Below are 22,228 nucleotides of genomic sequence, written 5' to 3'. Positions count from 1 at the left end.
GCTCAATTCTCCTTGAGGAGCCCCTTCTCCAGGTGGCGCTGGGTGCGCGCACGTCCGGCGGCGCGCGGATCGTGGGTCACCATGACGATGGTCTTCTTGAATTCGCGGTTGAGCGTCTCCAGGAGCTTGAGCACGTCCTCGGCGCTGGTCGTGTCGAGGTCTCCCGTGGGCTCGTCTGCGACCAGCACCTTGGGGTCCGTGACGATCGCGCGGGCGATAGCCACGCGCTGCTCTTGGCCGCCGGACAGCTGCCGGGGATAGTGCTCGTACCGCTCCGCCAGGCCGACCAGCTTGAGCGCCGTCATCGCACGCTCGCGCCGCGAGCTGGCCGACAGCGACGTCAGGAGCAGCGGCAGCTCCACGTTCTCGAGCGCCGTGAGCACGGGGATGAGGTTATAGAACTGGAAGATGAATCCGACGTTGCGGCTACGCCACTGCGCTAGGTCGTTCTCGCCTTGACGAGCGATGTCGACACCGTCGATGACGAGCGCGCCGGAGGTGGGGGTGTCGATCCCGGCGATGAGGTTGAGCAGCGTGGTCTTGCCGGAACCGGAGGGTCCCATCAGGGCAACGAAATCACCCTCGACAACCTGCAGGTTAATCGACTCCAGGACGGGGACATCCTGCTTGCCACGCTTGTAGACCTTCCGCAAATCCCTGATGTCTATGAAGACCTTGCTTGTGTCGCTCACGCTGGCTCCTCCGCGTCGATCTCGCTAACGATGAACAGCCCTGTATCTGCACGCGATGTGCTCGACCATACCATGACGAGCGGGAGATGGGGCAGGTGCTTCCACATTGAGGCACACTGCATCGCGAGTGCATCGAACCGACCAAATACTTGATATTACAGAGGTCTACCCCCGCATCGTCGTGCTAAATTTTGCAAATCGTCAAGACCATTTACGAATGCTGAGCTATTTGATACGCTGGCACTGCCCGGTGGCAGGCACGTGGCCCATGTGCCCGTGTGAGTAGATGCCCAGCGCCCGCTGGAGGACATCGCCATGGAGCCCGTGAGGTCGTTGGTCACGGGCTCGAGAACGCTTCCTGTCCTCGGCGCAGGACGAAGTCGATGCGCGGATCCACTTCTCGCTGGTGGTCTTGAGGGCACCCTCCTGGCTTCAGCGGGCTTCACATGAACAACATCACGAGCGCATCGTACATCGGCGGCACCAGCCTCTTCGCGCCGGAGCGGGCGTCTCCTTGTCTGGTTTGGTTCTCCAGCGCTACAGCTCGAGGCTGTTGATCAAGCCGGCGGCGATGGTGCGGAGCTGGATGTTTGACGTGCCCTCGTAGATCTTGCCGATCTTGGCGTCGCGGTAGAACTTCTCGACGGGGAACTCCTTCGTGAAGCCGTTGCCGCCGAAGATCTCGACGGCCTGCGAGGCGACGCGCTCGGCCACCACCGAAGCGTGGTACTTGGCCTTGGAGGACGACGCGATGAGCATCGGGAGCGGGGCCTTGCCTTCGAGCAGGCGGGCGGCGTTGTAGGTGACCAGCCGCGCTGTCTCGACATCGACGGCCATCTCGGCGAGCGCGAACTGCACGCCCTGGAAGCTGGCGATCGTCTCGCCGAACTGCTTGCGCTTCTTGGCGTACCCGACGGCGGCTTCGAGCGCCCCCTGAGCCAGCCCGACCATCTGCGCAGCGATGCCGATGCGGCCTTTGTTCAGCCCCTCGACGGCGATGTCATAGCCGCCGCCGACCATGCCGAGCACCCGATCGCGCGGGAGGCGCACGTTCTCGAGCAGCAGCTCGGTGGTGGAGCTGGCGCGGATGCCGAGTTTGTCCTCGCGCGCGCCCACGACGAGCCCGGGGGTGTTGCGCTCGACGAGGAAGGCGGTGACGCCGTGGATCTTGCCGGGCGTCGTGTTGGCAAAGACGATGAATATACCAGCTTCGCCGCCGTTGGTGGTCCAGTGCTTGCGCGCGTTGATGACGTAGTAATCGCCGTCGAGCGTGGCGCGAGCGGCCATGTTGAAGGCGTCGCTGCCGGCGTCCTTCTCGGAGAGCGAGAACGCGCCGATGGTCGTGGTGGCGAGCATGGGCAAATAGCGCTGCTTCTGCGCGTCGGTTCCCCAGCGCGTGAGCATGTGGTTGACGAGCACGTTCTGCACGTCGACGCACACGGACACGGCGGGATCGACCCGGGCCAGCTCCTCGATCGCCAGGATCGACTGGAAGTAGGGGACGCCACGACCGCCGTGCTGGGCGGGGATGTCAAGGCCCATGAGCCCCTGCGCGAAGAGCTGCTCGATGACCTCGGGCGACATCTCGGCGTTGCGGTCCATCTCCCGCACGCGCGGGCGGATCACGGTCTCCGCGAACTGGCGGACGGACTTCTTGAAGGCCTTTTCTTCTTCATCGAGGAGCGTGAGGGCTTTGGTGATCATGGCACACACCTGTTCATGGCAGACGGGGGGTGGAAACGAGCCCCTCGCGTTTGACGACGCGGCGCAGCTCGTCCGAGAGGAGCACGGGGAAGCGCTCGGAGGAGTGGATGAAGAAGTGATCGCCCTCGACCATGTGCAGCGCGAATGGCCCGTTGGTCAGCGCGCTCCAGGCTCTCAGCTTCTCCTCGCCCACGGAGGTGTCGCGCAGGCCGCCGAACACGGTGAACGGGCAGTCGAACGGCGGCTCGGGACGGAACTCGTAGGTCTCTTCGAGGGCGAAGTCGGCGCGCAGGATCGGGACGAAGATGGAGAGCAGCTCCGGGCTGTTGAGCACCGCCGCGGGGATGCCGTTGAAGCCCCGGAGCATCTCGAGGAACTCCGCGTCCGACATCTTGGACACCGGCTTGTGATCGAGGCGCAGGGTGTTCGGGCTGACGTAGGCCGAGAGGAACATGTGGACGGGCATCGGCCCGCCCTCTTGTCGGAGGGCCCGCGCCAGCTCGTAACAGACGAGGGATCCCATGCTGTGCCCGAAGAACGCGAACGGGCGGTTCATCAGCGGGTAGAGGGCGCGCAGGAGGATCCGGACGAGCGGGAAGAACTGCGTGATGAAGGGCTCGCGGATCCGGGTCTCGCGGCCGGGAAGGGCGATGGGGCACACCTCGACCTCCTCGGGGACCATCTTGCTCCACGTGCGATACGTGGAGGGGCCGCCGCCTGCGAATGGGAAGCAGAACAGGCGCAAGGCGGGGTGTGGCCTGGGATAGTAGTTGGCAAGCCAGCTGGAGGGGGCGTCGTAGGGTTGGATTACGTTCATCGGTGGCTCATCACGGTTGGGGTCTCAGTGTTGAGACGACGGCTGGAGAAACCCGACTTGCACAAAGTAATCCAGGTATCTGTTCATGAGCCCGCGATCGCAGGGCGGACATCGAACGTCCGTGCCCTCCAGGGCTCCAAGGGTGTTTCGGCAGTCGTAGATGGGAACGACCTCGTCGCCCATCTCGGCGCGGAAGAACGAGGTCAGGGGCGCCAGCGAGTTGTCGGCGGCAGAGCGGCTCTTCTCGAGGAGCACCTCACGCCATCGGGCGTAGGGCATGATCTCGATGGGATAGCCGTAGGCGCGGATCCACTCGACGACCTGGAGCCATGAGACGGGCGTCGGCGTGACCAGGTGGAAGTTGCCGCCGAGCCGCGCACCTTGGCCGGCGATGGTGACCATCGCCCGGCTCACGTAGTCGACGGGGGTGATGTCGAGCAACATGTCGTTGTCGAAGGTGCAGCCGAGCTGAATGCAGCCCTTGACCATGCGACACATCAGATCGGTGAGGTTCGATGCCCCGAGCCGGCTGTCGCCGGCGACCATGCCGGGGCGATACAACGAGATGGCGATACCGCGCTCGCGGGCGGTGGCTACGAGTCGCTCCCCGACCCACTTGCTCTGGGCGTAGCCGGTGTGCAAGCCCGACTGATCGGTCGAGATGTCGTCCTCGGCGATGACCTGACGTGGATCGCGGACCGCGCCGTGCACGCGCAGCGTGGAGCAGTGGTGCAGCGGCTTGCCTCGGCTGGCGAGCCGCAGCACCTCCTGTACGCCCCCCACGTTGGTGGCTTTGAGGACGGGGTACGGTTGCATGAAATTGACCAGCGCGCCGCAGTGATAGATCGTCTCGATCTGCTCGGCCAGATCGGAGAAATCAGACGGCATGAGGCCGAAGAGGGGCCGCGACAGATCACCGGGTACGACGGTGATCCGCGCGGTCATGGAGTCGTCCCATTGACCGTAGTTGGTCAGGCTCCGCTTTACGCGGGCCAGGCCGTCTTCAGGGCTGCCACAGCGTACCAGGCAGTGGACCGAGGCGTTCGTCTCGCGCAGAAGGTCGCGGAGGACGAACGACCCGATAAACCCTGTGGCGCCGGTCAAGAGGACTGATGTCATAAGCGTTGCTAGCTGTGATGGAGGGCCGCTGCCTGGGGAGCTGAACCGTCAACCGCCGATGGTCGGGTCGAGCATCGCCTCGGCCGCGAGATCGATGGGCGCGGACGCCTTCGCCGCGGGCGCGCCGGCACGAATCGCCTCGAACTCGGGGACGAACGCGGCGACGGTCGGGTGCTCGTAGACCGTCCGCAGCGGCATCTCCACGCCGAACTCCTCGTGGATGCGGGCGATCAGGTGCGTGATCAGCAGCGAGTTGCCGCCCATCTCGAAGAAGCTGTCGTGGATCCCGACGCGCTCGGCGTTGAGCACGCCGGCCCAGATCGCGGTGAGCTGCTTCTCGAGCGCGGTTTCGGGCGCTGTGTACACCCGGCGCGTCTCGACGCGCTGGGAGGCGAGCGCCTTGCGATCGACCTTGCCGGTGATCGACAGCGGCATCGCATCGAGGAAGAAGATCTGCGCCGGTACCATGTACTCGGGCAGCTTGGCCTGGGCCAGCGTGGTGAGCTCCTCCTGGGCCGGCGTGCCGTCGCGCGGCACGACGTAGGCGACGAGGCGCCGCGTCTCGCTGGTGTCGCCGACCGCCACCACGGCCACGGAGTTCACCTTGGGGTGCTCCTGCAGCACGGCCTCGATCTCGCCCAGCTCGATGCGGTGGCCGAGCACCTTGACCTGCAGATCCGCGCGGCCGAGGAACTCGATGTTGCCGTCGGGCAGATAGCGCCCGAGGTCGCCCGTGCGGTACAGGCGCTCACCTGTCATGGGGTGGGTGATGAAGCTCGCCGCCGTCTTCTCCGCGTCTTGCCAATAGCCCTTGGCCAGGCCGTCGCCGGCGATGTAGAGCTGGCCGGGCACCCATACCGGACACGGATCCATGGCCTCGTTGAGGACCTGGAAGCGCTGGTTGACCATGGGCTTGCCGTAGGGGATGCTCGTCCACTCGGGCTCGACCGCGCCGATCGGATACAGGATCGACCAGATCGAGGCCTCGGTGGCGCCGCCCAGGCTGATGACCTGCACGTCGGGGCGCGCGATAGCGCGGATCCGATCGGGCAGCCGCACCGGGATCCAGTCGCCGCTGAGCAGCACCACGCGCAGCGAGTCGGGCAGGCGTTTCGCGTGACGGTTCAGGTAGTCGACCTGCATCTCCATGAGCGCCGGTACCGTGTTCCACAGCGTGATCTGGTGCTCGTGGATCAAGCGCCCCCACGTGGAGGGCTCGCGCACCTCCGCTGCGGGCGGCACGACGATGGCGCCGCCGGCGGCGAGCAGCCCGAACACATCGTAGACCGACAGATCGAAGCTCAGCGACGACAGCGCCAGGGTGCGATCGTCAGGACCGACGTTGTAGCGCTGGTTCATGTCGGCGATCGTGTTGACCGCGCCCCGGTGATCGATCATGACGCCCTTGGGCTGACCGGTGGAGCCGGAGGTGTAGATCACGTAGGCGAGATCGGTCTGCGCCTGCACGGATGCGAGCGCCGTTTCGGGCTGCCCGGAGAGCGCGTCGGTGCTCACCACCAGGTGGAGCACGCTCGACGGCCATGACAGCCGATCATCGAGGTGCGCCTGGGTCAGCGCGATGGCCACTTTGCCGTTGTCGAGCAGGTAAGCGAGCCGCTCCGCCGGCAGGGCGGCGTCGATGGGCAGGTACGCCGCGCCCGCCTTGAGGATGCCGAGCACCGCGACCGCCTGCTGCCAGCCCGGCTCCATGACCACGGCGACGAGCGTGTTAGGCGAGGCGCCGGCCGAGCGGAGCTGGTGGGCGAGCTGGTTGGACATGCGATCGAGCTGGCCGTAGGTGAGCTCGCGCCCGGACGCGATGATGGCGACACGGTCGGGCTGACGATGGGCCTGCTGCGCGAACAGCTCGTGCAGCAGCGCCGTCGGAATGGGCGCCTCGGTCGCGTTGACGGCGGCGCGCTGGGCCAGCTGCTCGGGCGGGAGCAGCAGAGCGCGGCTCTTCGCCAGCCACGCCTCGTCGCCGGCGGCGAGACGATCGAAGATGCCTTGGTAGGCGCGCCACATGTCGTCGATGAGGCCCGGCGGGAACAGGTCCTCCACGACGTCCCACTCGAGCACGAGGGCGCCGTTGTCCTCCGACACCTGATGATCGAACCAGACCTGGGGCGTCTGCAGCTGGATGTACTTCATGTGCTGCGCGTAGAAGGAGGTCTCGACCTCGCCCAGGAGCGAGGGATCCTTGCCGCTGCTGAAGTTGAGCGTGCTGGCGAACACCACGGGCATGGTGGCGCCGAGGCTGCCGCCCTGACGGCGGTTGATCTCGCGCAGCACGCCGACACCGCTGAACACCCAGTGGTCGAGGTCCTTCACCAGCTGCTCGCGCACTTTGTGGGCGCGATCGACGAACGTCTCGCCGTCCTGGTTCTGCACCGCGAGGAGCACCGTCGCGCCGAAGTTGCCGACGATCTCGTTGATCTGCAGGTGCAGCGGGATGCGCTGGAACGACAGCACGTTCAGGGTGAAGTCGAGCGAGCGGTTCCAGGTGGCAAACACCTCGACGAACGCCGCCAGCACCGCCGTGTCGGGGGTGAGGTCGTACTTCTTGGCGAGCGCCTGGATCTGCCGCCACCGCTTGCTGTCCACGGAGAACGCGCGGTGCACGAAGTACGGGATGTCCACGTTGGTGGGCGTCTTGCGCATGGGCAGCGCAGGCGAAGGCGGGAGCACCGGCAGGCGCTCCTCGAGCCAGTACTTACGCGCCCGCTCGTACATCGGCCCCTTCTTGAGCCGGTGCAGGGCGAGGACGTAGTCACGGTACGAAACGCCGAGGGTCTCGGGGGTTAGCTTGGCGCTCGGATCCTGGTACAGGGTCGCCAGCTCCTTGCCCATGATCTGGAAGCTCTTGATGTCCGAGATGAGCAGATCACAGCTGAGGTGCAGGCGCATCCAGTCGTCGCGCACCCGGGTGGCGACGATCTCGAACAGCGGCCAGACGTCGGCGCGGCTCACGTGGCGCGTCATGCGCCGGCGCGTGTTGAAGAGGTGCTCCTTCACCTCCTCCTCGCTCTTGCCGCGCAGATCGAAGACCGTGATCTCGTAGGGGGGCACCTCGCGATTGATCTGGTACAGCCCGTCGGGGCGCACGTAGGCGCGGAGCATCTCATGACGATCGAGCAGGCGGTTCCAGGCGTCCTGGAAACGCTTCAGATCGAAGTCGCCGTCGAAGAACTCGGAGTACACGTGCGCCGCCTGGTTGCCCAGATCGTACGCGCGATTGCGCCCCATCCATTGCGCCTCGACCATGTCCGTGATGGGGAACGGATCGTAGCGGTGTTCGACATCCTCGATGATGGGCTCGAGTTTGTAGGTCTGCCCGACGGTCTCCCCTTGAAGTCGCCGCCTGAGGATCTCCTGCTTTGTCGCGCTCAGGTTTGCCGTGCGGATCGCCGCGTCCTTCATTTGCCTCTCGCTTTTCGTGGGGTTCGTATTTGAAACTCTTATGAAGCCGCCTACTGCCAGGTCGCGTCGCGCTCCGAGAGCTCGACGATCAGGCGTTGATAGGCAGCGAGCATCTCATCGATCGGCACACCAGGCCTCAAGTCGGCTCGGAAGAACCAGTTGACGACGAGGTCGCCGCGGTCTTCCTGGACCTGGTTCTCGAGCCAGACTCCCGGCCGGACCGACTGCTCCAGCGTGATCTCGCCGAGCCAGCCGAAGGGTGTCTCGACCTCGCGGGCGGCGTGGGCCACGGCCACGTCGCCCGCGGTGAAGGCCGCCAGCGCGCTGGTGAAGACGACCGACGCGCCTGCGTGCTGATCGAGGGGGCGGGCGTACCAGTGCTCGGCAGCCTCCCAGAGCTGCCGCTGCTGGTTGCGTGCGCGAACACCGAAGGCCTCCGGGCCCGTGTTGTCCACCACCACCGGCAGCAGCGACACGAAGTTGCCGAGGATGTCGTTGACCTGCGGGTGCACCGGCAGCCGGTCGAACGACACCGTGTCGATGCAGAACCGCTTGTCGCGGCTCCGCTGGCCGAGCACCTCGGCGAACGCCGCCAGGAGGCACCCCGAAGCGCTGAGCGACTCGGTCCCCGCCCGCGTCTTGAGGCGCTGCCAGACGGCAGCGGGGACGCGCACGCGCCGGTGGACCGGTCGAGGCGGACCCTTCCTGCTCTCCGCCGCAGCGGCGGCCGCCGCGTCGACCGACAGATCGGGGCCGGGCGGGAGCATGTCGAGCCTCCCGCGCCACCACGCCTGCCCGGCTTCCGCCGATGCGGCGATCGCTCGCCAGCCGAGCGTGTAGTCGCGAAACGACAGCTCGAGCGGCGCCAGCGTCAACGTGGGATCGCGATACAGCCGACCCCATTGCATGACCAGCACGTGCAGGCTGGGCTCGTCGAGCCGGAGCAAATCGAGCAGCAGGTGTGCCCGCGCCGAACCGTCGGGCCGCCGCGTGATCGTGATGCGCACGGGAGGCCTCTGCTCGGCGCCGAAGCCGGCGGCGATGATCTCCTCGCGGATGGCCACGAGGCGCTCGGCCGCCGCAGCGGGATCGCTCTCGGCGAGGTCGCGAACGGACACCTCTCCGGGATCGATCGTCGTGAGGATCCGCTGCAGACCCGCCCCGGCCTCGACCGACCGCAGCATGTCGTGGCGGTCCACCATGCGCTGCCACGTCTCCACGAGCCGGCCGAGATCGAGCGCGCGGCCGTCGATCTCCACATAGTAGAAGCACGGGGCGGGCGCCGACTGGCCCGCGACGCCGCCCCATCGCTGCTGCACTTCAGTCCACGGGAAGGACTCGCCGCGCCGCGCACCATCGGCCACGACCGGCGGGAACCGCGAGGCTCCCCCCTGGCTGCCGGCGCTCCCGGCAGGCACCTTGCCCTTGAGCCACGCGGCCAGCAGCGCCTTCTTCGCCTCGTTGAGCTGCTCGCGCCGCCCGACGAGCTCTTCCGGTGTAGACATGCGATTACCCCGCCACCGTCGAGAGGAGCTTCTCTGCGTCGCCGTCGTTCATCTGCTCGATCTCCTTGATGAGCGTCTCCTCGATCACCACGGCCAGCTTGTCGATCGCGGTGGCTTCGAAGAATTTGAACAGCGGAATCTCGATGTGGAACGTGTCGCGGAGCTTGAAGATGAGCTGCGTGGCGAGGAGCGAGTTACCGCCGAGCTCGAAGAAGCTGTCATGGATGCCGATGCGCTCGACGTTGGGCAGCACGCTCGCCCAGATGTCGGCGAGCTTCTGCTGAAGCGGCGTGTCCGGTGCCACGAACGGCTTGCGCATCTCCTGGCCCAGGCCACGCGTCGCCAGGGCCTTGCGGTCCACCTTGCCCGTGGGCGACAGCGGCAGCGCGCCCAGGAACAAGTACTGCGCCGGCACCATGTAGTTGGGGAGCTTCTCGTGCGCGAGCGCGCTCAGCTCCTCGGGCGTCGGCTCCGACTCGCCCGGCACCACATAGGCGACCAGGCGCCGCGTCTCGCTGGTATCGCCGACCGCCACCACGGCCACGGCGTTCACCTTGGGGTGCTCCTGCAGCGCGGCCTCGATCTCGCCCAGCTCGATGCGGTGGCCGAGCACCTTGACCTGGAGATCCTCGCGGCCGAGGAACTCGATGTTACCGTCGGGCAGATAGCGCCCGAGGTCGCCCGTGCGATACAGGCGTTCACCTGTCGTGGGGTGGGTGATGAAGCTCGCCGCGGTCTTCTCGGCGTCCTGCCAGTAGCCCTTGGCCAGGCCGTCACCGGCGATGTAAAGCTGGCCGGGCACCCACACCGGACACGGATCCATGACCTCGTTGAGGACGTGGAAGCGCTGGTTGACCATGGGCTTGCCGTAGGGGATGCTCGTCCACTCGGGCTCGACCGCGCCGATCGGATACAGGATCGACCAGATCGAGGCCTCGGTGGCGCCGCCCAGGCTGATGACCTGCACGTCGGGCTGCGCGATAGCGCGGATCCGATCGGGCAGCCGCACCGGGATCCAGTCGCCGCTCATGAGCACGAGGCGCAGCGACTCGGGGAGACGATCCGTGTAGCGCGCCAGGTAATCCACCAGCATCTCCATGAGCGCCGGCACCGAGTTCCACATCGTCACGCGGTGCGAACGCATCAGGCTCACCCAATGCGCCGGGTTGCGCGACTCCTCGGCCGCCGGAACAACGATCGTGCCGCCAGCGGCGAGCAAGCCGAACACGTCGTAGACCGACAGGTCGAAGCTGAGCGAGGCCAGCGCCAGGATGCGATCGTTCGGCTCCACCTGGAACCGCCGGTTGATGTCGACGATCGTGCCGACCGCGCCCTGGTGGTCGATCATGACGCCCTTGGGCTGGCCGGTGGAACCCGAGGTGTAGATCACGTAGGCGAGATCATTGACCTTCTGCACGGGCGCGAGCGCCGTCTCAGGCTGCCCGGCCAGCGCCTCGCGGCTCAGCACGAGGCGCCTGACGTTCGCCGGCCACGCCAGCCCCTCGGCGAGGTGCGACGTCGTCAGCGCGAGGCTCACCTTGGCATTGTCGAGCAGGTACGCGAGCCGCTCGGCGGGCACCTCGGGGTCGATGGGCAGGTACGCCGCGCCCGATTTGAGGACGCCGAGCACGCCGACCACCTGCTGCCAGCCCGGCTCCATCACCACCGCCACCAGCGTGTTCGGCTTGGCGCCGAGCGCGCGGAGCTGGTGCGCGACCTGGTTCGACAGGCGATCGACGTCGCTATAGGACAGCTCGGCGCTGGCCGTGACCACCGCGATGTTGTCCGGCTGGCGCCGCGCCTGGCTCTCGAACAGCTCGTGCAGCCGCAGCTCGGATCGGGGCCCCGTTGTGGCGTTGACCGCCGCGCGCGCCTCCACGTGCGCGGACGGCACCATGAACATCCGGCTCGTGTCCTGCCAGGCGTCATCGCTGCCGGCGAGCCGGTGCAGCAGGCGCTCGTAGCTCTTGAACATGTCGTCGAGCATCCCGGGGTGGAACAGCTCGCCGACGGCATCACAGCGCAGGAGCAGCGCGCCATTCTCTTCCCAGATGTGGTGCTCCATCCAGATCTGCGGCGTCTGCGAGATCTCATAGACCATCTCGCCCGGCCACTGCTTGGGCGCCCGAGCCTCGTCCTCGTAGTGCGCCAGCGTGCTGGTGAAGACCACCGGCATGAGCGCGCCCGTGTTGCGGCCCGTCACCTGCGCCAGCTCACGCATGATCTGCACACCGCTGACATAGCGGTTCTCGAGATCCTCCCAGAGCTGATCCTGGATGCGCCGCGAGCGGATCGCGAACGACTCCGGCGTGGAGTGATCCACCGCCAGCAGCACGAACGAGTTGAACTCGCCCACCAGGATGTCGCCGACGTGCGGGTGCATCGGCAGCCGGTTGAAGACCGTGGCGTTGATCGTGAAGCGCGGGCTCTTGCTCCAGATCGTGAGCACCTCGGCGAAGGCCGCCAGGAACAGGCCCGAGTTGGTGAGCCCGAGCCGCTGGCCGCGCTCGCGCAGCGGCGCCCATACCTCGGGCGGCAGGTGCACCTCGAAGTGCTGCGAGCGCTGCTTGACCAGGTCGCGCGGGTGCTTGGCCAGCGGCAGCTCCGGCGCCGGCGGCAGCGTCGGGAGCCGCTTGCGCCAGTACTCAAGAGACCGGCGATGCATCTCCGTCTCCTTGAGCTTCTCCATGTGCAACACGTAGTCGCGGTACGTGATCTCGAGCTCCGGCAACGGCTCGTCGATGTTGGCGTACACCCGCATCCAGCGGTCCATCAGGACGCGGAAGCTCCAGGCGTCCGCCACGAGCAGGTCGAACCCTACGTGGATCCGCGTACAGCTCTCGAGCAACGTCGCCCGCACCTCGAACAGCGGCCAGCGGTCGCCGGGGAAGATCTGGTGCGCCATGCGCTCGCGGATCGCGGCGATCTCCGCGTCGACCTGCTCGGCCGCCTTGCCGCGCAGGTCGAGCACCTCGATCTTGTAGGGAGGCACCTCCTTGAGCACCTGCTGCTTGAGCTCCGAGGGACGGATGACCATGCGGAGCTGGTCATTCGTCTCGATGAGCCGCTGCCAAGCACGCCCGAGACGATCCAAGTCTATCGTCGTGGAGTCGAACTCGACGTACAGGTGGGCCGCCACCTTGCCGAGCTCGAACACGCCGCTGCGACCGCCGATCCACTGCGCCTGCTGGATGTCGGTCAGCGGGAACATATCGAAGCGCGCCGCGGGATCCGGCTGGATCTTGGGGAGCCCCTCGGCCGCCTGAGCGTCGGCCGCAGCGTCTCGCCGCTTCTTGGTCGCGGCGAGCTTGCGCTCGAAGAGAGCTCTTCGTTCGGGTGAAAGCTGATCGATAGACTGGGACATCAGTGTGCCGCCTCCTTGCGGAACGTCGTCTTGATGTGAAACTCAGTTGCCATCATCGCCTTCGAGGAGGCGCTTGACCTCTTTATCGGACAGCTGCTCGATCTCCGCGAGGATCTCGGCCTCTAGGGCGGCCTGTTTCGACGCCACCACCGCCGAGATCTCCTCCACCGTAGGGGCCCGCAGGAGATCGCGCGTCACCAGCTCGATGTCGATCACGTTGTTGATCGCGGCGGTCAGGGTCGACGCGAGGAGCGAAGTGCCACCGAGCTCGAAGAAATTGTCATGTACGCCGATCTCGGCAATGCCAAAAACCTGCTGCCATACGCCGGTGATCGTTCGCTCGAGATCGCTGCGCGGCGCCGTGTAGGCGTTCAACAGCTGGGGACGCGGGTGCAGTCCCGACGACGCTTGCTGGTTCGCAGCGGCGTCGCCCTCGCCTGCCTCCGCCTGCGAGCTCTCGACCTTGCCCGCCTGACCGAAGGCGCCCGACACCGGATCCACCCAGTGGCGCTGGCGCTCGAACGGATAGGTAGGCAGAGGCACGCGGCGCCGCCCGTCGGTCGGGTCGAGCTTGCGCCAGTCGATCTTCCCGCCGAGGATCCAGAGCTTGCCCGCCACCTCGGAGAGGAGGGCGACGTCGGAAACGTCGGTGTCGGGGTGGCGCATCGACGAGAGCACCATCTGTTTCTGCACCTGGCCGCGCGCGAGCCCGCCCAGGGTCTGCCCGGGCCCGACCTCGAGCAGGAGCGCGTCATCGATCGTCGCGAGCTGCGCGAGGCCCTCGGCGAACCGTACGGTCTCCCGCAGGTGCCGCGCCCAGTACGCCGGATCGGTCGCCTCCTCGGGCCGGATCCACGTCCCGGTGACGTTCGAGATGTACCGGATCTCAGGCGCACGGCGCGTGAGGCGCTGCACCACGCGGGTGAACTCGGGGAGGATCGGATCGACCAGGGACGAGTGCGCTCCGATCGCGATGTGAACGCGCCGGTGCTCAATCTTCTCGGCGACCAACCGCTCCTGAAGCGCGTCGATGGCCTGCACCGGTCCAGAGAACACCGAGCTCGTGCTGCCGTTGATCGCCGCGAGCGACAGCTTCGAGCCGAGGAACCGCGCGGCCTCCTTCTCGGGCAGCTGCGCGCTCAGCATCGCGCCGCTCGGCACCGTCGCCATCAGGCGCCCGCGCGCGTCGACGAGCCGCAGCGCGTCCTCGAGCGAGAAGACCCCGGCCACACAGGCGGCGACGTACTCGCCGATGCTGTGCCCGATCATCGCCGTCGGCTGTACGCCGAGGCGCATCCAGAGCTGGGCCAGCGCGTACTCCACCGCGAACAGCACCAGCAGCGCCGTGTGGATCTCCTCAATCCGCGTGCGCATCGACGCCGCGTCGCGCGGATACATCACCTCGCGGATGTCGAAGTCCGCGATCGAGCGGATGATCGCGGCGCAGCGATCGATGTCCCCTCGGAACCCCGCGTCGCCATTGTACAGATCGCGCCCCATCGCCACATGCTGAGCGCCACCGCCTGGGAACATGAACACAATCGGGCGCTCGCGCAGCTCGGAGCGGTACGAGAATACCCGCTTGGGATCCCGGGTGCGCAGCGCCGCCGCCGCGTCGGCGAGGTCGCGGCATACGACCACCCGGCGGTGCGACATGCGCCGCCGCCCGACCTGCAGGGTATGTGCGACGTCGGCCAGGTCGACCGTGGCATTCGCCTCCAGATGAGCCGCCAGATTGGCCGTCGCCGCGTCCAGAGCCGTCTCGGTCTTGGCCGACAGCGGCAGCACGTACCAGGGGCGTGCCTCCGCCCGCCGCTGCTCGCGCGGCGGCGCCTCCTCGAGCACGACGTGGACGTTGGTCCCGCCGATACCAAAGGAGCTCAGGCCCGCGCGCCGCGGCGAGGGCCCCTCGGGCCAGCTCCGTAGCGTCGTGTTCACGAAGAACGGGCTGTTGGCGAAGTCGATGCGGGGGTTCGGCTTCTTGAAGTTCACGCTCGGCAGGAGCGTCTTGCGCGACAGCATCAGCACCGTCTTGATGAGCCCCGCGATGCCGGCCGCTGCGTCGAGGTGGCCGATGCTCGCCTTGAGCGCGCCCACGGCGCAGAAGCCCTTCTTCTGCGTGCGCGCGCGGAACACGTCGGTCAGCGCCTCGATCTCGATGGGATCACCCAGCGCCGTGCCGGTGCCATGCGCCTCCACGTACGAGATCGTCTCGGGGTGCACGTCGGCCACCGTGATGGCCTCGGCGATGACCTCCGACTGCCCGCTCACGCTCGGCGCTGTGTATCCGACCTTGGCCGAGCCGTCGTTGTTGACCGCCGAGCCACGCAGCAACGCCAGGATGGCGTCGCCGTCACGCTCCGCGTCCTCCAAGCGCTTGAGCACCACCGCGCCCACGCCGCTGCCGAACAGCGTGCCCTGCGCGTCCGCGTCGAAGGTGCGACAGTGGCCGTCGGGTGAGGCCACCATGCCTTCCTGGTAGAAGTAGCCGGTCTTCTGCGGCACGCGCACCGACACGCCGCCCACCAGCGCCATATCGCATTCGCCGCTCAGCAGCGACTGGCTGGCATAATGCACCGCCGCCAGCGACGACGAGCACGCGGTCTGCACGGTGACGCTCGGCCCGCGCAGGTTGAGGTTGTAGGAGACGCGCGTCGCGAGGTAGTCCTTCTCGTTGCCGATGATGGTCTGGAACCAATCAGCGGGCGGCGGCGTCGGGCGCCCGACGAGCAGGTTGAGGATGTACGTGTTCATGGCTGCGCCGGCGAACACGCCAACACGGCCCGCGTAGGACTCGGAGTCGTAGCCCGCGTTCTCCAGCGCCGCCCACGCGCATTCGAGGAGCTGGCGCTGCTGAGGCTCGATCATCCGCGCCTCGCGCGGCGTGTAGCTGAAGAAGCCGGCGTCGAACAGCTCCGCACCGTCGAGCAGGGGTGCCGCTTTGACGTAGTTCGGCTGGTTCAGCACCGCGGCATCCACGCCGGCCGCCAGCAGCTCCTCGTCCGTGAAGTAGGTGATCCCCTCCCTGCCCTCGGAGAGCAGTCGCCAGAACGCATCTATGTCCGGGGACGAGGGAAACCGACATGCCAGGCCGATCACCGCGATGGCCGTGCCCTGGCCGTGCGGCGGTTGGCTATCCTTGCTCACTGTTGCCACCATTTCCTCGGTTGAAACGCCGCCGCATGGAGCGCTTGCGTATTTCGGCACGGGAGTAGCTTTCCTCGAACGACCGCGGCTGCGCCTCGTCTTGCCCGAGGTGCTCCGCGAGCGTCTTGACGGTCGGATACTTGAACATCGCTACGACCGGGAAGTCGCGCCCGAGCGCCTCGCGCAGACGGTTGTACGTCTGGACAACGCCTATCGAGGTGCCGCCCATGTCGAAAAAGTTGTCATAGATGCCGACCCGCTCCACCTTGAGGCACGTCGCCCATACACGGGCGATGCTCGCCTCCAGCTCGTTGGTCGGCTGCTGCTCCGCCGCCCCGGCGCTCTGCGACGCGCTCGCGCCGGCTCGCGCGGCCAGCGCGCCGCGATCGACCTTGCCGTTGGGGGTCAGCGGCATCTCGTCGAGCACCACCACGCTGGTCGGGACCATGTGGTCGGGCAGCTTCTGCGCGAGATAGCGGCGCAGCGACTCGCCGGTCCGTCTGGCGGTATCGTCGCTCCCCGACGCCGTCGCATCGTGCGTCTCGGGCGCAACGGCGGCCGGTCGCATATCGGGCACGCCGCCGCAGAGGACGTGCAAGCACGCGTCGTCCGCCTCGACCGCGAGGCGATCACGGATCGCTGCGAAATCGATCGCGCCTATCGGGCACAGGCCGAGCTGCTGCGCGGGCGCTTCCATCATCAGGAGCTGCCCCATGTAGCCCGCTTCGAGCACGGCGAAGTCGTGCGCCAGATCTCCGTACATCGGCGTGATCGCGCGCATGTGTCCGACGAGAAGGATCGTAAACGCCGCCTCCCTGGCCATCTCACGGTTGTGCACCACATGGACGGTGTCGGCGATGTCCCATTGCTCCGACAGCAGCACGAGCTGATGATCTCGCGGATGGTAATAGTACGTGCCCATGGCCACGCCTTGAACCCGATCGGGCTTGACCACCACGTACGCCTGCACCGGATACAAGCCGCCCGCCGACGGGTACAGGTACTTGGGCAGCCCGCCGACCTCGATCTCGTACAGGCAACCGAGCAGCGCCGCCAGGCGCTCGACCGGCAGGGGCTCGGGCCTAAAGCACCGGTGGCTCGTGCGCCACAGATACCGCGACCGCAGCGCGTCGTCGAGCGCCACGGCCGGCAGTGCCACCTTGCGAGAGCCCGGATCGCGGCGCAGCCCGTTCTGGCTCAGCTTGAACTGTGCGCGCTCAACCTCGTCGGTCACCACCTCCCGCTGGGTGGAGAAAAGGCGATAGTCCGATCCCTTGGCCTGCTGCTCGCCTCCCTTGGAGGCTCCGCCGGATCTCTCGTCCGGCGCCAGCACCGCGAACGCAACGATGGATGGATTGGCTGCGTCCCAGGTAACCGTCGCGGTGGCCGCACGAACGCCGGGGTGACGCAGCAGCAGGCTCTCGATCTCGCCCAGCTCGATGCGGTGGCCGCGCAGCTTGACCTGGAGATCCTCGCGGCCGAGGAACTCGATGTTGCCGTCGGGCAGGTAGCGCCCCCAGTCGCCTGTCCGGTACAGTCGCTCGCCGGACGCTGGGTGGGTGATGAACTTGGCGCTCGTGCGCTCCGGGTCGCGCCAGTAGCCCACCGCCACGCCCGCGCCGCCGCAGTACATCTCGCCCGGCACCCAGGTGGGCCGGCCGTTCAGGTGCTCGTCGAACACGTAGTAGCGGTTGTTGATGATCGGCTTGCCGTAAGGGATGCTTCGCCAGGTGGGATCCACCTGCCCGATCGAGTACCAGATGTTCCAGATCGTCGTCTCGGTGGGCCCGCCGATGCTGTTGACCTGAACGCCGGGCACCAGCGCCCGGAGCCGGTCCACCAGCGTCACCGGGATCCAGTCCCCGCCGAGGATCACCGAGCGGAGCGACTGCGCCACTGGCAGGCCGTTGCCGCTCGCGTACTCGACGAGCATCTCCATGATCGCCGGGACCGTGTTCCACAGGGACACCCGCTCGCGCTCCATCAGCTCGAGCCAGTGCGACGGATCGCGCACTTGATCGGCCTTCGGAAACACGATCGTCGCGCCTGCCGCCAGGACGCCGAACACGTCGTAGACCGACAGATCGTGGTGCAGCGCCGTGAGCGCCAGCATGCGATCGGCGGGCCGCACGCCGCAGCGCTCGTTGGCGCAGAGCACCGCGTTGACCACGCTGCGATGCGCCACCATCACGCCCTTGGGCTCGCCCGTGGAGCCCGACGTGTAGATCACGTACGCGAGATCGTCGGGCCGCTGCGCCGCGGGCAGCGGCGGTGCGGCGTTGGCCCCGACCTCGAGCGCGTCCACCGCGAAGCGCTCGATCCCGGCCGGCCAGTCGAGGGTGCGATCCAGGTGCGCCTGCGTCACCGCCAGGCGCACCTGGCCGTGCGCGAGCAGGAATCGCCGGCGCTCGGCGGGCAGGTTCGGATCCACCGGCAGGTAAGCCGCGCCCGCCTTGAGGATCCCGAGCACGGCCACCACCTGCTCCCATCCCTTCTCCATCACCACCGCGACGAGCGAGTTCGGCCGCGCCCCGGCCTGAGCCAGGAGCCCTGCCAGCTGGCTCGAGCGCTGATCCAGCTCCTCGTACGAGAGCGTTGTGCCCACCCCGATGACCGCCGGGTGATCGGGCTGCTCCGCGGCCTGGGCGGCGAACAGGTCCTGCAGCCGTACGTCCGGCAGCGGCCCGTCGGTGGCGTTGATCGCCGCGCGCTCGGCCAGCTGGCGCTCCGGAATCAGCGCTGGGGCCGTCATGTGCCACGCCTCGGTCGACTCCGCGAGCCGCCGCACGATGTCACAGAAGGCCGCGAACATATCGTCGAGCATGCCGGCCGGGAACAGCTCCTCCACCGCGTCCCAGGCCATCACGAGCGCGCCGCTCTCCTCGTACAGCTGCGCGTCGAGCCAGACCTGCGGCGTCTGGCTGAGGATGCGCCGGATCCTGCCCAGCCTCCCGACGAGGAACGAGTCGTCCCCGCCGCTGCCCATGCCGATGAGGCTCGTGAACACGATGGGCACCGCCGCCTGCCCCGTTCCCTGCACGCGCCCCATGTGACGCAGCACCTCGATGCCCGTCAGGTAAGGGTGATCCAGGTCCTGCATGAGTTGGTTGCGCAGTCGGTTGGCGTGTTCTATAAACGAGCCTCCGGGCTCGGTCGGCTTGACCTCCAGCAGCGTGAAGGAGGAGAAGTTCGCGATCACCTCCTTGACTTGTGGATGCACCGGAAAGCGATTGAAGCGTGGAACGTTGATCGTGAAATGTGGGCTCCGGCTCCAGTACGCGAGCACCTCCGCGTACGTCGCGAGGAGCGCAATGCTGGGAGTCAGGCCGAATGACTCGGCTTTCTTCGTCAGCCCGTCCCGCGACTCGAGCCGCCAGCTGCGCCGGACGAACCGCGGCTGCCGGATCGATCCCGGCTGGATCGCCAGCGGGAGCTGCGGCGCCGGCGGCAACGTCCTGGCGCGCTCGACCCAGTAGGCCAGCGAGCGCTGGTACATCAGGGTCTCTTGCATCCCGGGCAGCGCCATCACGTAGTCACGGAACGAGAGCTCGAGCGGCTCGGCCGGCGCATCGGCCTCGCGGTAGTAGCGCTCGATCTCGTGGAACAGCGTCACCGCGCTCCACCCGTCGGCGACGAGCCCGTCGATGCTCACGTGCAGGATGTCGGCGGTCGCCGTGCGGGATAAGCACACCTCGAACAGCGGCCAGCGCTCCGGGTTGAACACCTGGTGCGAGAGGCGCTTGTGTACCGCCTCGATATGCGCCTCGGCCGAGGCGATGTCCTCGTGGCGCAGATCGGTGACCGGGATCGGCGGCATCTGTACGTCGGTCCGGATCTGCTGCTGTCCATCGGGGCGAAACTCGGCGCGCAGCATGTCATGCCGCTGCACCAGCTTGCTCCACGCAACCTCGAGTCGCTGCACATCGAAGCTCGGCGACTCTATCTCGACATACAGGTGACAGGCGACGTTACCGATCTCGAAGCCGGCGTTGCGACCGAGGTAGTACGCCTGCTGCATATCCGTCAACGGGAACGGATCGCTGCGGTGCTCGGGGTCGGGCTTGACGCGCGGGGGCGTCCCCACGCCGGGGCTCCGGGCCTCCTTGAGCAGTCGCACGAGATCGAGCTTGTACTCGGCCAGGCGCGACTGCAGCACCGTCGTCATCGCGCCGCGCGGCGCGCGGCAGCGGAGGCGGTCCTCCTCGACCCAGAGCTCGATGCCGCGGCTCTTCACCTCGTGCAGCAGGTCCAGCGGGCTCACAGCTCGATCTCCTCGAAGTCGCTGGCGGCGGCCGCGGCCGTCTTTCCACTCTGCTCCCACAGCGCAAGCACGTACGCGCCGAGGGCCACCAGGTCAGCTGCTTCAAACATCGTCGCTACCGAGAGCGAGACGCCGTTGTCGGCCTCGATCCGCTCCTTGAGCTCCACGACGCGGAGCGAGTCCATCCCCAGCTGACCGAGCGAACGCCGCCGGTCTATCGCAGCCGGATCGGCCTTGAGCAGCTTCGCGACATGGGTGCACAGGTACAGGGCGATCTGCTCGTGCCGCTCGGCGGGGCTGGTCTCCCGCACCGACTCCCAATCAGCCTTATACAACGCAGCTGTCGACTGGCTCTCCGGTAGCACATCGCGCGCCAGCTCGTCGAGCTTGCCGGCAAGGAGCGCCGCTCTGCACGCGCTCCGCTGTGTCTTGCCGCTCGTCGTCTTGGGAATCGTCCCCTGCCGCACCAGGACCACGACATACGGCCGCAGTTCATGATCGGCTGCGACGCACTGGCGGATGGCCTGCATCATCTCGACGAGGTTCCCTCTCGCCTCCTGGGCACGCACTTCCTGCACGATCGCCATCTCCTCGCGCCCCTCCACCTGGATCGAGAACGCGGCGGATATCGGACGCAGGGCGGGGTGGCTCCGGAGCGACGACTCCTCGATGTCGTGCGGGTAATGATTCCGGCCGCGGATGATGATCAGGTCCTTGATGCGGCCGGTGATGAACAGGTGTCCTTCGCTGATGAAGCCCAGATCGCCGGTCCGCAAGAACGGTCCCTTCCCGGTATCGGCGAGAAAGCCGCGGAAGGTGTGCTCGCTCTCCTCGGGCAGCGCCCAATAGCCCTGGCCAACGCTGTCGCCGGCCACCCAGATCTCTCCGACCTGCGTGGGCTCGCATCGCACACGCGTCTCGGGATCCACGATGAGGATCTGCGGAGCGAGAAGCGAACCGCCCTCGACCAGCGTCGTCGCCCCATCGGTGCCCGGCTGCGCATCGATCAACTCGTGCCGCTCGAGCGCCGCCCGCTGCACTGTTCGCGTCATGTAGCCGCCCGCCCTGCCCTTCACCGAGACAGCGACGGTCGATTCGGCCAGGCCGTAGCCCGGGCACAGCGTCGTGCGCCGCAGGCCAGCGGGCGCAAAATACTCGGCGAACTGCTCCGTCGTATCTACATCAATCGGCTCCGCACCGTTGATACCGATGCTCCAGCTGCTGAGATCCAAGGTGTCGCGCTCGGCTGGCGTGATCCGCTCGATGCACAGCCGGTAGGCGAAGTTCGGCGCCGCGGTGGTGTGGCCTCGATACTTCGAGATCGCCGCCAGCCAGCGCAGCGGGCGCCGGATGAACGACATCGGCGACATGAACACGGTGTGGCCACCCCCATACAAGGTCAGGAGAGTGCCGATGACCAGACCCATGTCGTGAAACTGCGGGAGCCAGCTAACATGCACCGTATCGGCGTCATGCCCGAGCCGCTCATGGAGCAGGGAGAGGTTGTCGACCAGATTCCCGTGCGTGATCATCACCCCTTTGGGGGTGGAGGTCGACCCCGCTGTATATTGAAGGTAGGCGAGCCGATCCAGGGACAGGGGCGGCCGCCGCCAGCGCGATGCCGCGCTTTCATCCAGGGTGTCGAGCGCCACGACGCGACAGCCCTGCCAGACCGGGTGCGCAGAGAACAGGGCGTCCACAGCCTCGCGCGCCGACGACTGGATCAGGACCAGCGAAGGCGTGGCGTTGGCTCCGACGGCGGAGATCTTGCCAAAGAGCCGCGGCTGCGGCTCGTACAGCGGGATCCCAACCACACCCGCATACAAACAGCCAAAAAACGCGGCCACATAGTCGATGCCTTGCGGGAGGAGGAGAAGCACGCGCTCCCCCTCCTTGGTACAGCTCTGTATATGCGCCGCGATCCCGCGCGCGCGTCGGTCGAGAGCTTCGAAGGGGAGCGATGCACCGACGGATTCTCCGTCGGAGAGGAACGTATAGGCAGGACGCCCCGCGTGCGTCTCCGCAGATCCCTGCAAGAGATCGACCAGTGTAAATCTGGCTTCCACCATCATCCCCCAACAAGCTCGAATTCGCCTGGACTGCTGTACACGGAAACCGATACAGCCTGGACCTTAGTATCATCCATCGCAAACCTTATTGTCAATAAGGGAAGAAGGAGATTTTACATTGCCACGGAAT

At 67.1% G+C, this 22,228-nt stretch carries 10 protein-coding genes; all 10 read right to left on the bottom strand.

Annotated elements, in window-relative coordinates:
* Positions 1-2 precede the first annotated feature (2 nt).
* Complete coding sequence (locus WMF27_RS00770) at positions 3-692, bottom strand: ABC transporter ATP-binding protein (protein WP_437762177.1); 690 nt, start codon at positions 690-692, stop codon at positions 3-5.
* Positions 693-1,229: 537 nt separating this feature from the next.
* Positions 1,230-2,396, bottom strand: coding sequence for an acyl-CoA dehydrogenase family protein (locus tag WMF27_RS00765; protein ID WP_437762178.1), 1,167 nt, complete (start codon positions 2,394-2,396; stop codon positions 1,230-1,232).
* A 13-nt stretch (positions 2,397-2,409) separates the two neighbouring features.
* A complete protein-coding gene (locus WMF27_RS00760; protein WP_437762179.1) occupies positions 2,410-3,213 on the bottom strand; it encodes a thioesterase II family protein in 804 nt (267 codons plus the stop codon).
* Between the two features lie 24 nt (positions 3,214-3,237).
* The gene (locus tag WMF27_RS00755; RefSeq protein WP_437762180.1) at positions 3,238-4,332 is read right to left on the bottom strand and encodes a thioester reductase domain-containing protein; all 1,095 of its coding nucleotides are present in this window, start codon (positions 4,330-4,332) and stop codon (positions 3,238-3,240) included.
* A gap of 48 nt (positions 4,333-4,380) precedes the next feature.
* On the bottom strand, positions 4,381-7,752 hold the full coding sequence (locus WMF27_RS00750; RefSeq protein WP_437762181.1) for a non-ribosomal peptide synthetase: 3,372 nt from the start codon (positions 7,750-7,752) through the stop codon (positions 4,381-4,383).
* 50 nt (positions 7,753-7,802) lie between these two features.
* On the bottom strand, positions 7,803-9,257 hold the full coding sequence (locus WMF27_RS00745) for a condensation domain-containing protein (RefSeq protein WP_437762182.1): 1,455 nt from the start codon (positions 9,255-9,257) through the stop codon (positions 7,803-7,805).
* A 4-nt stretch (positions 9,258-9,261) separates the two neighbouring features.
* Positions 9,262-12,621 carry a non-ribosomal peptide synthetase gene (locus WMF27_RS00740; protein WP_437762183.1) on the bottom strand — a complete coding sequence of 1,120 codons (3,360 nt, stop codon included), beginning with the start codon at positions 12,619-12,621 and terminating at the stop codon, positions 9,262-9,264.
* Positions 12,622-12,663: 42 nt separating this feature from the next.
* Positions 12,664-15,768 carry a type I polyketide synthase gene (locus tag WMF27_RS00735; protein ID WP_437762184.1) on the bottom strand — a complete coding sequence of 1,035 codons (3,105 nt, stop codon included), beginning with the start codon at positions 15,766-15,768 and terminating at the stop codon, positions 12,664-12,666.
* Positions 15,755-20,029, bottom strand: coding sequence for an amino acid adenylation domain-containing protein (locus WMF27_RS00730; RefSeq protein ID WP_437762185.1), 4,275 nt, complete (start codon positions 20,027-20,029; stop codon positions 15,755-15,757). The genes WMF27_RS00735 and WMF27_RS00730 overlap by 14 nt, the downstream gene beginning before the upstream one ends.
* On the bottom strand, positions 20,026-22,101 hold the full coding sequence (locus WMF27_RS00725) for an AMP-binding protein (RefSeq protein WP_437762186.1): 2,076 nt from the start codon (positions 22,099-22,101) through the stop codon (positions 20,026-20,028). The genes WMF27_RS00730 and WMF27_RS00725 overlap by 4 nt, the downstream gene beginning before the upstream one ends.
* Between the last annotated feature and the right edge of the window lie 127 nt (positions 22,102-22,228).

It is taken from the genome of Sorangium sp. So ce281, from assembly GCF_051527395.1.
GTDB classification, from domain to species: Bacteria; Myxococcota_A; Polyangia; order Polyangiales; family Polyangiaceae; genus Sorangium; species Sorangium cellulosum_B.
The sequence above is the reverse complement of the archived record's forward strand: the minus strand, read 5'-3'. Positions and strand labels throughout refer to the sequence as shown.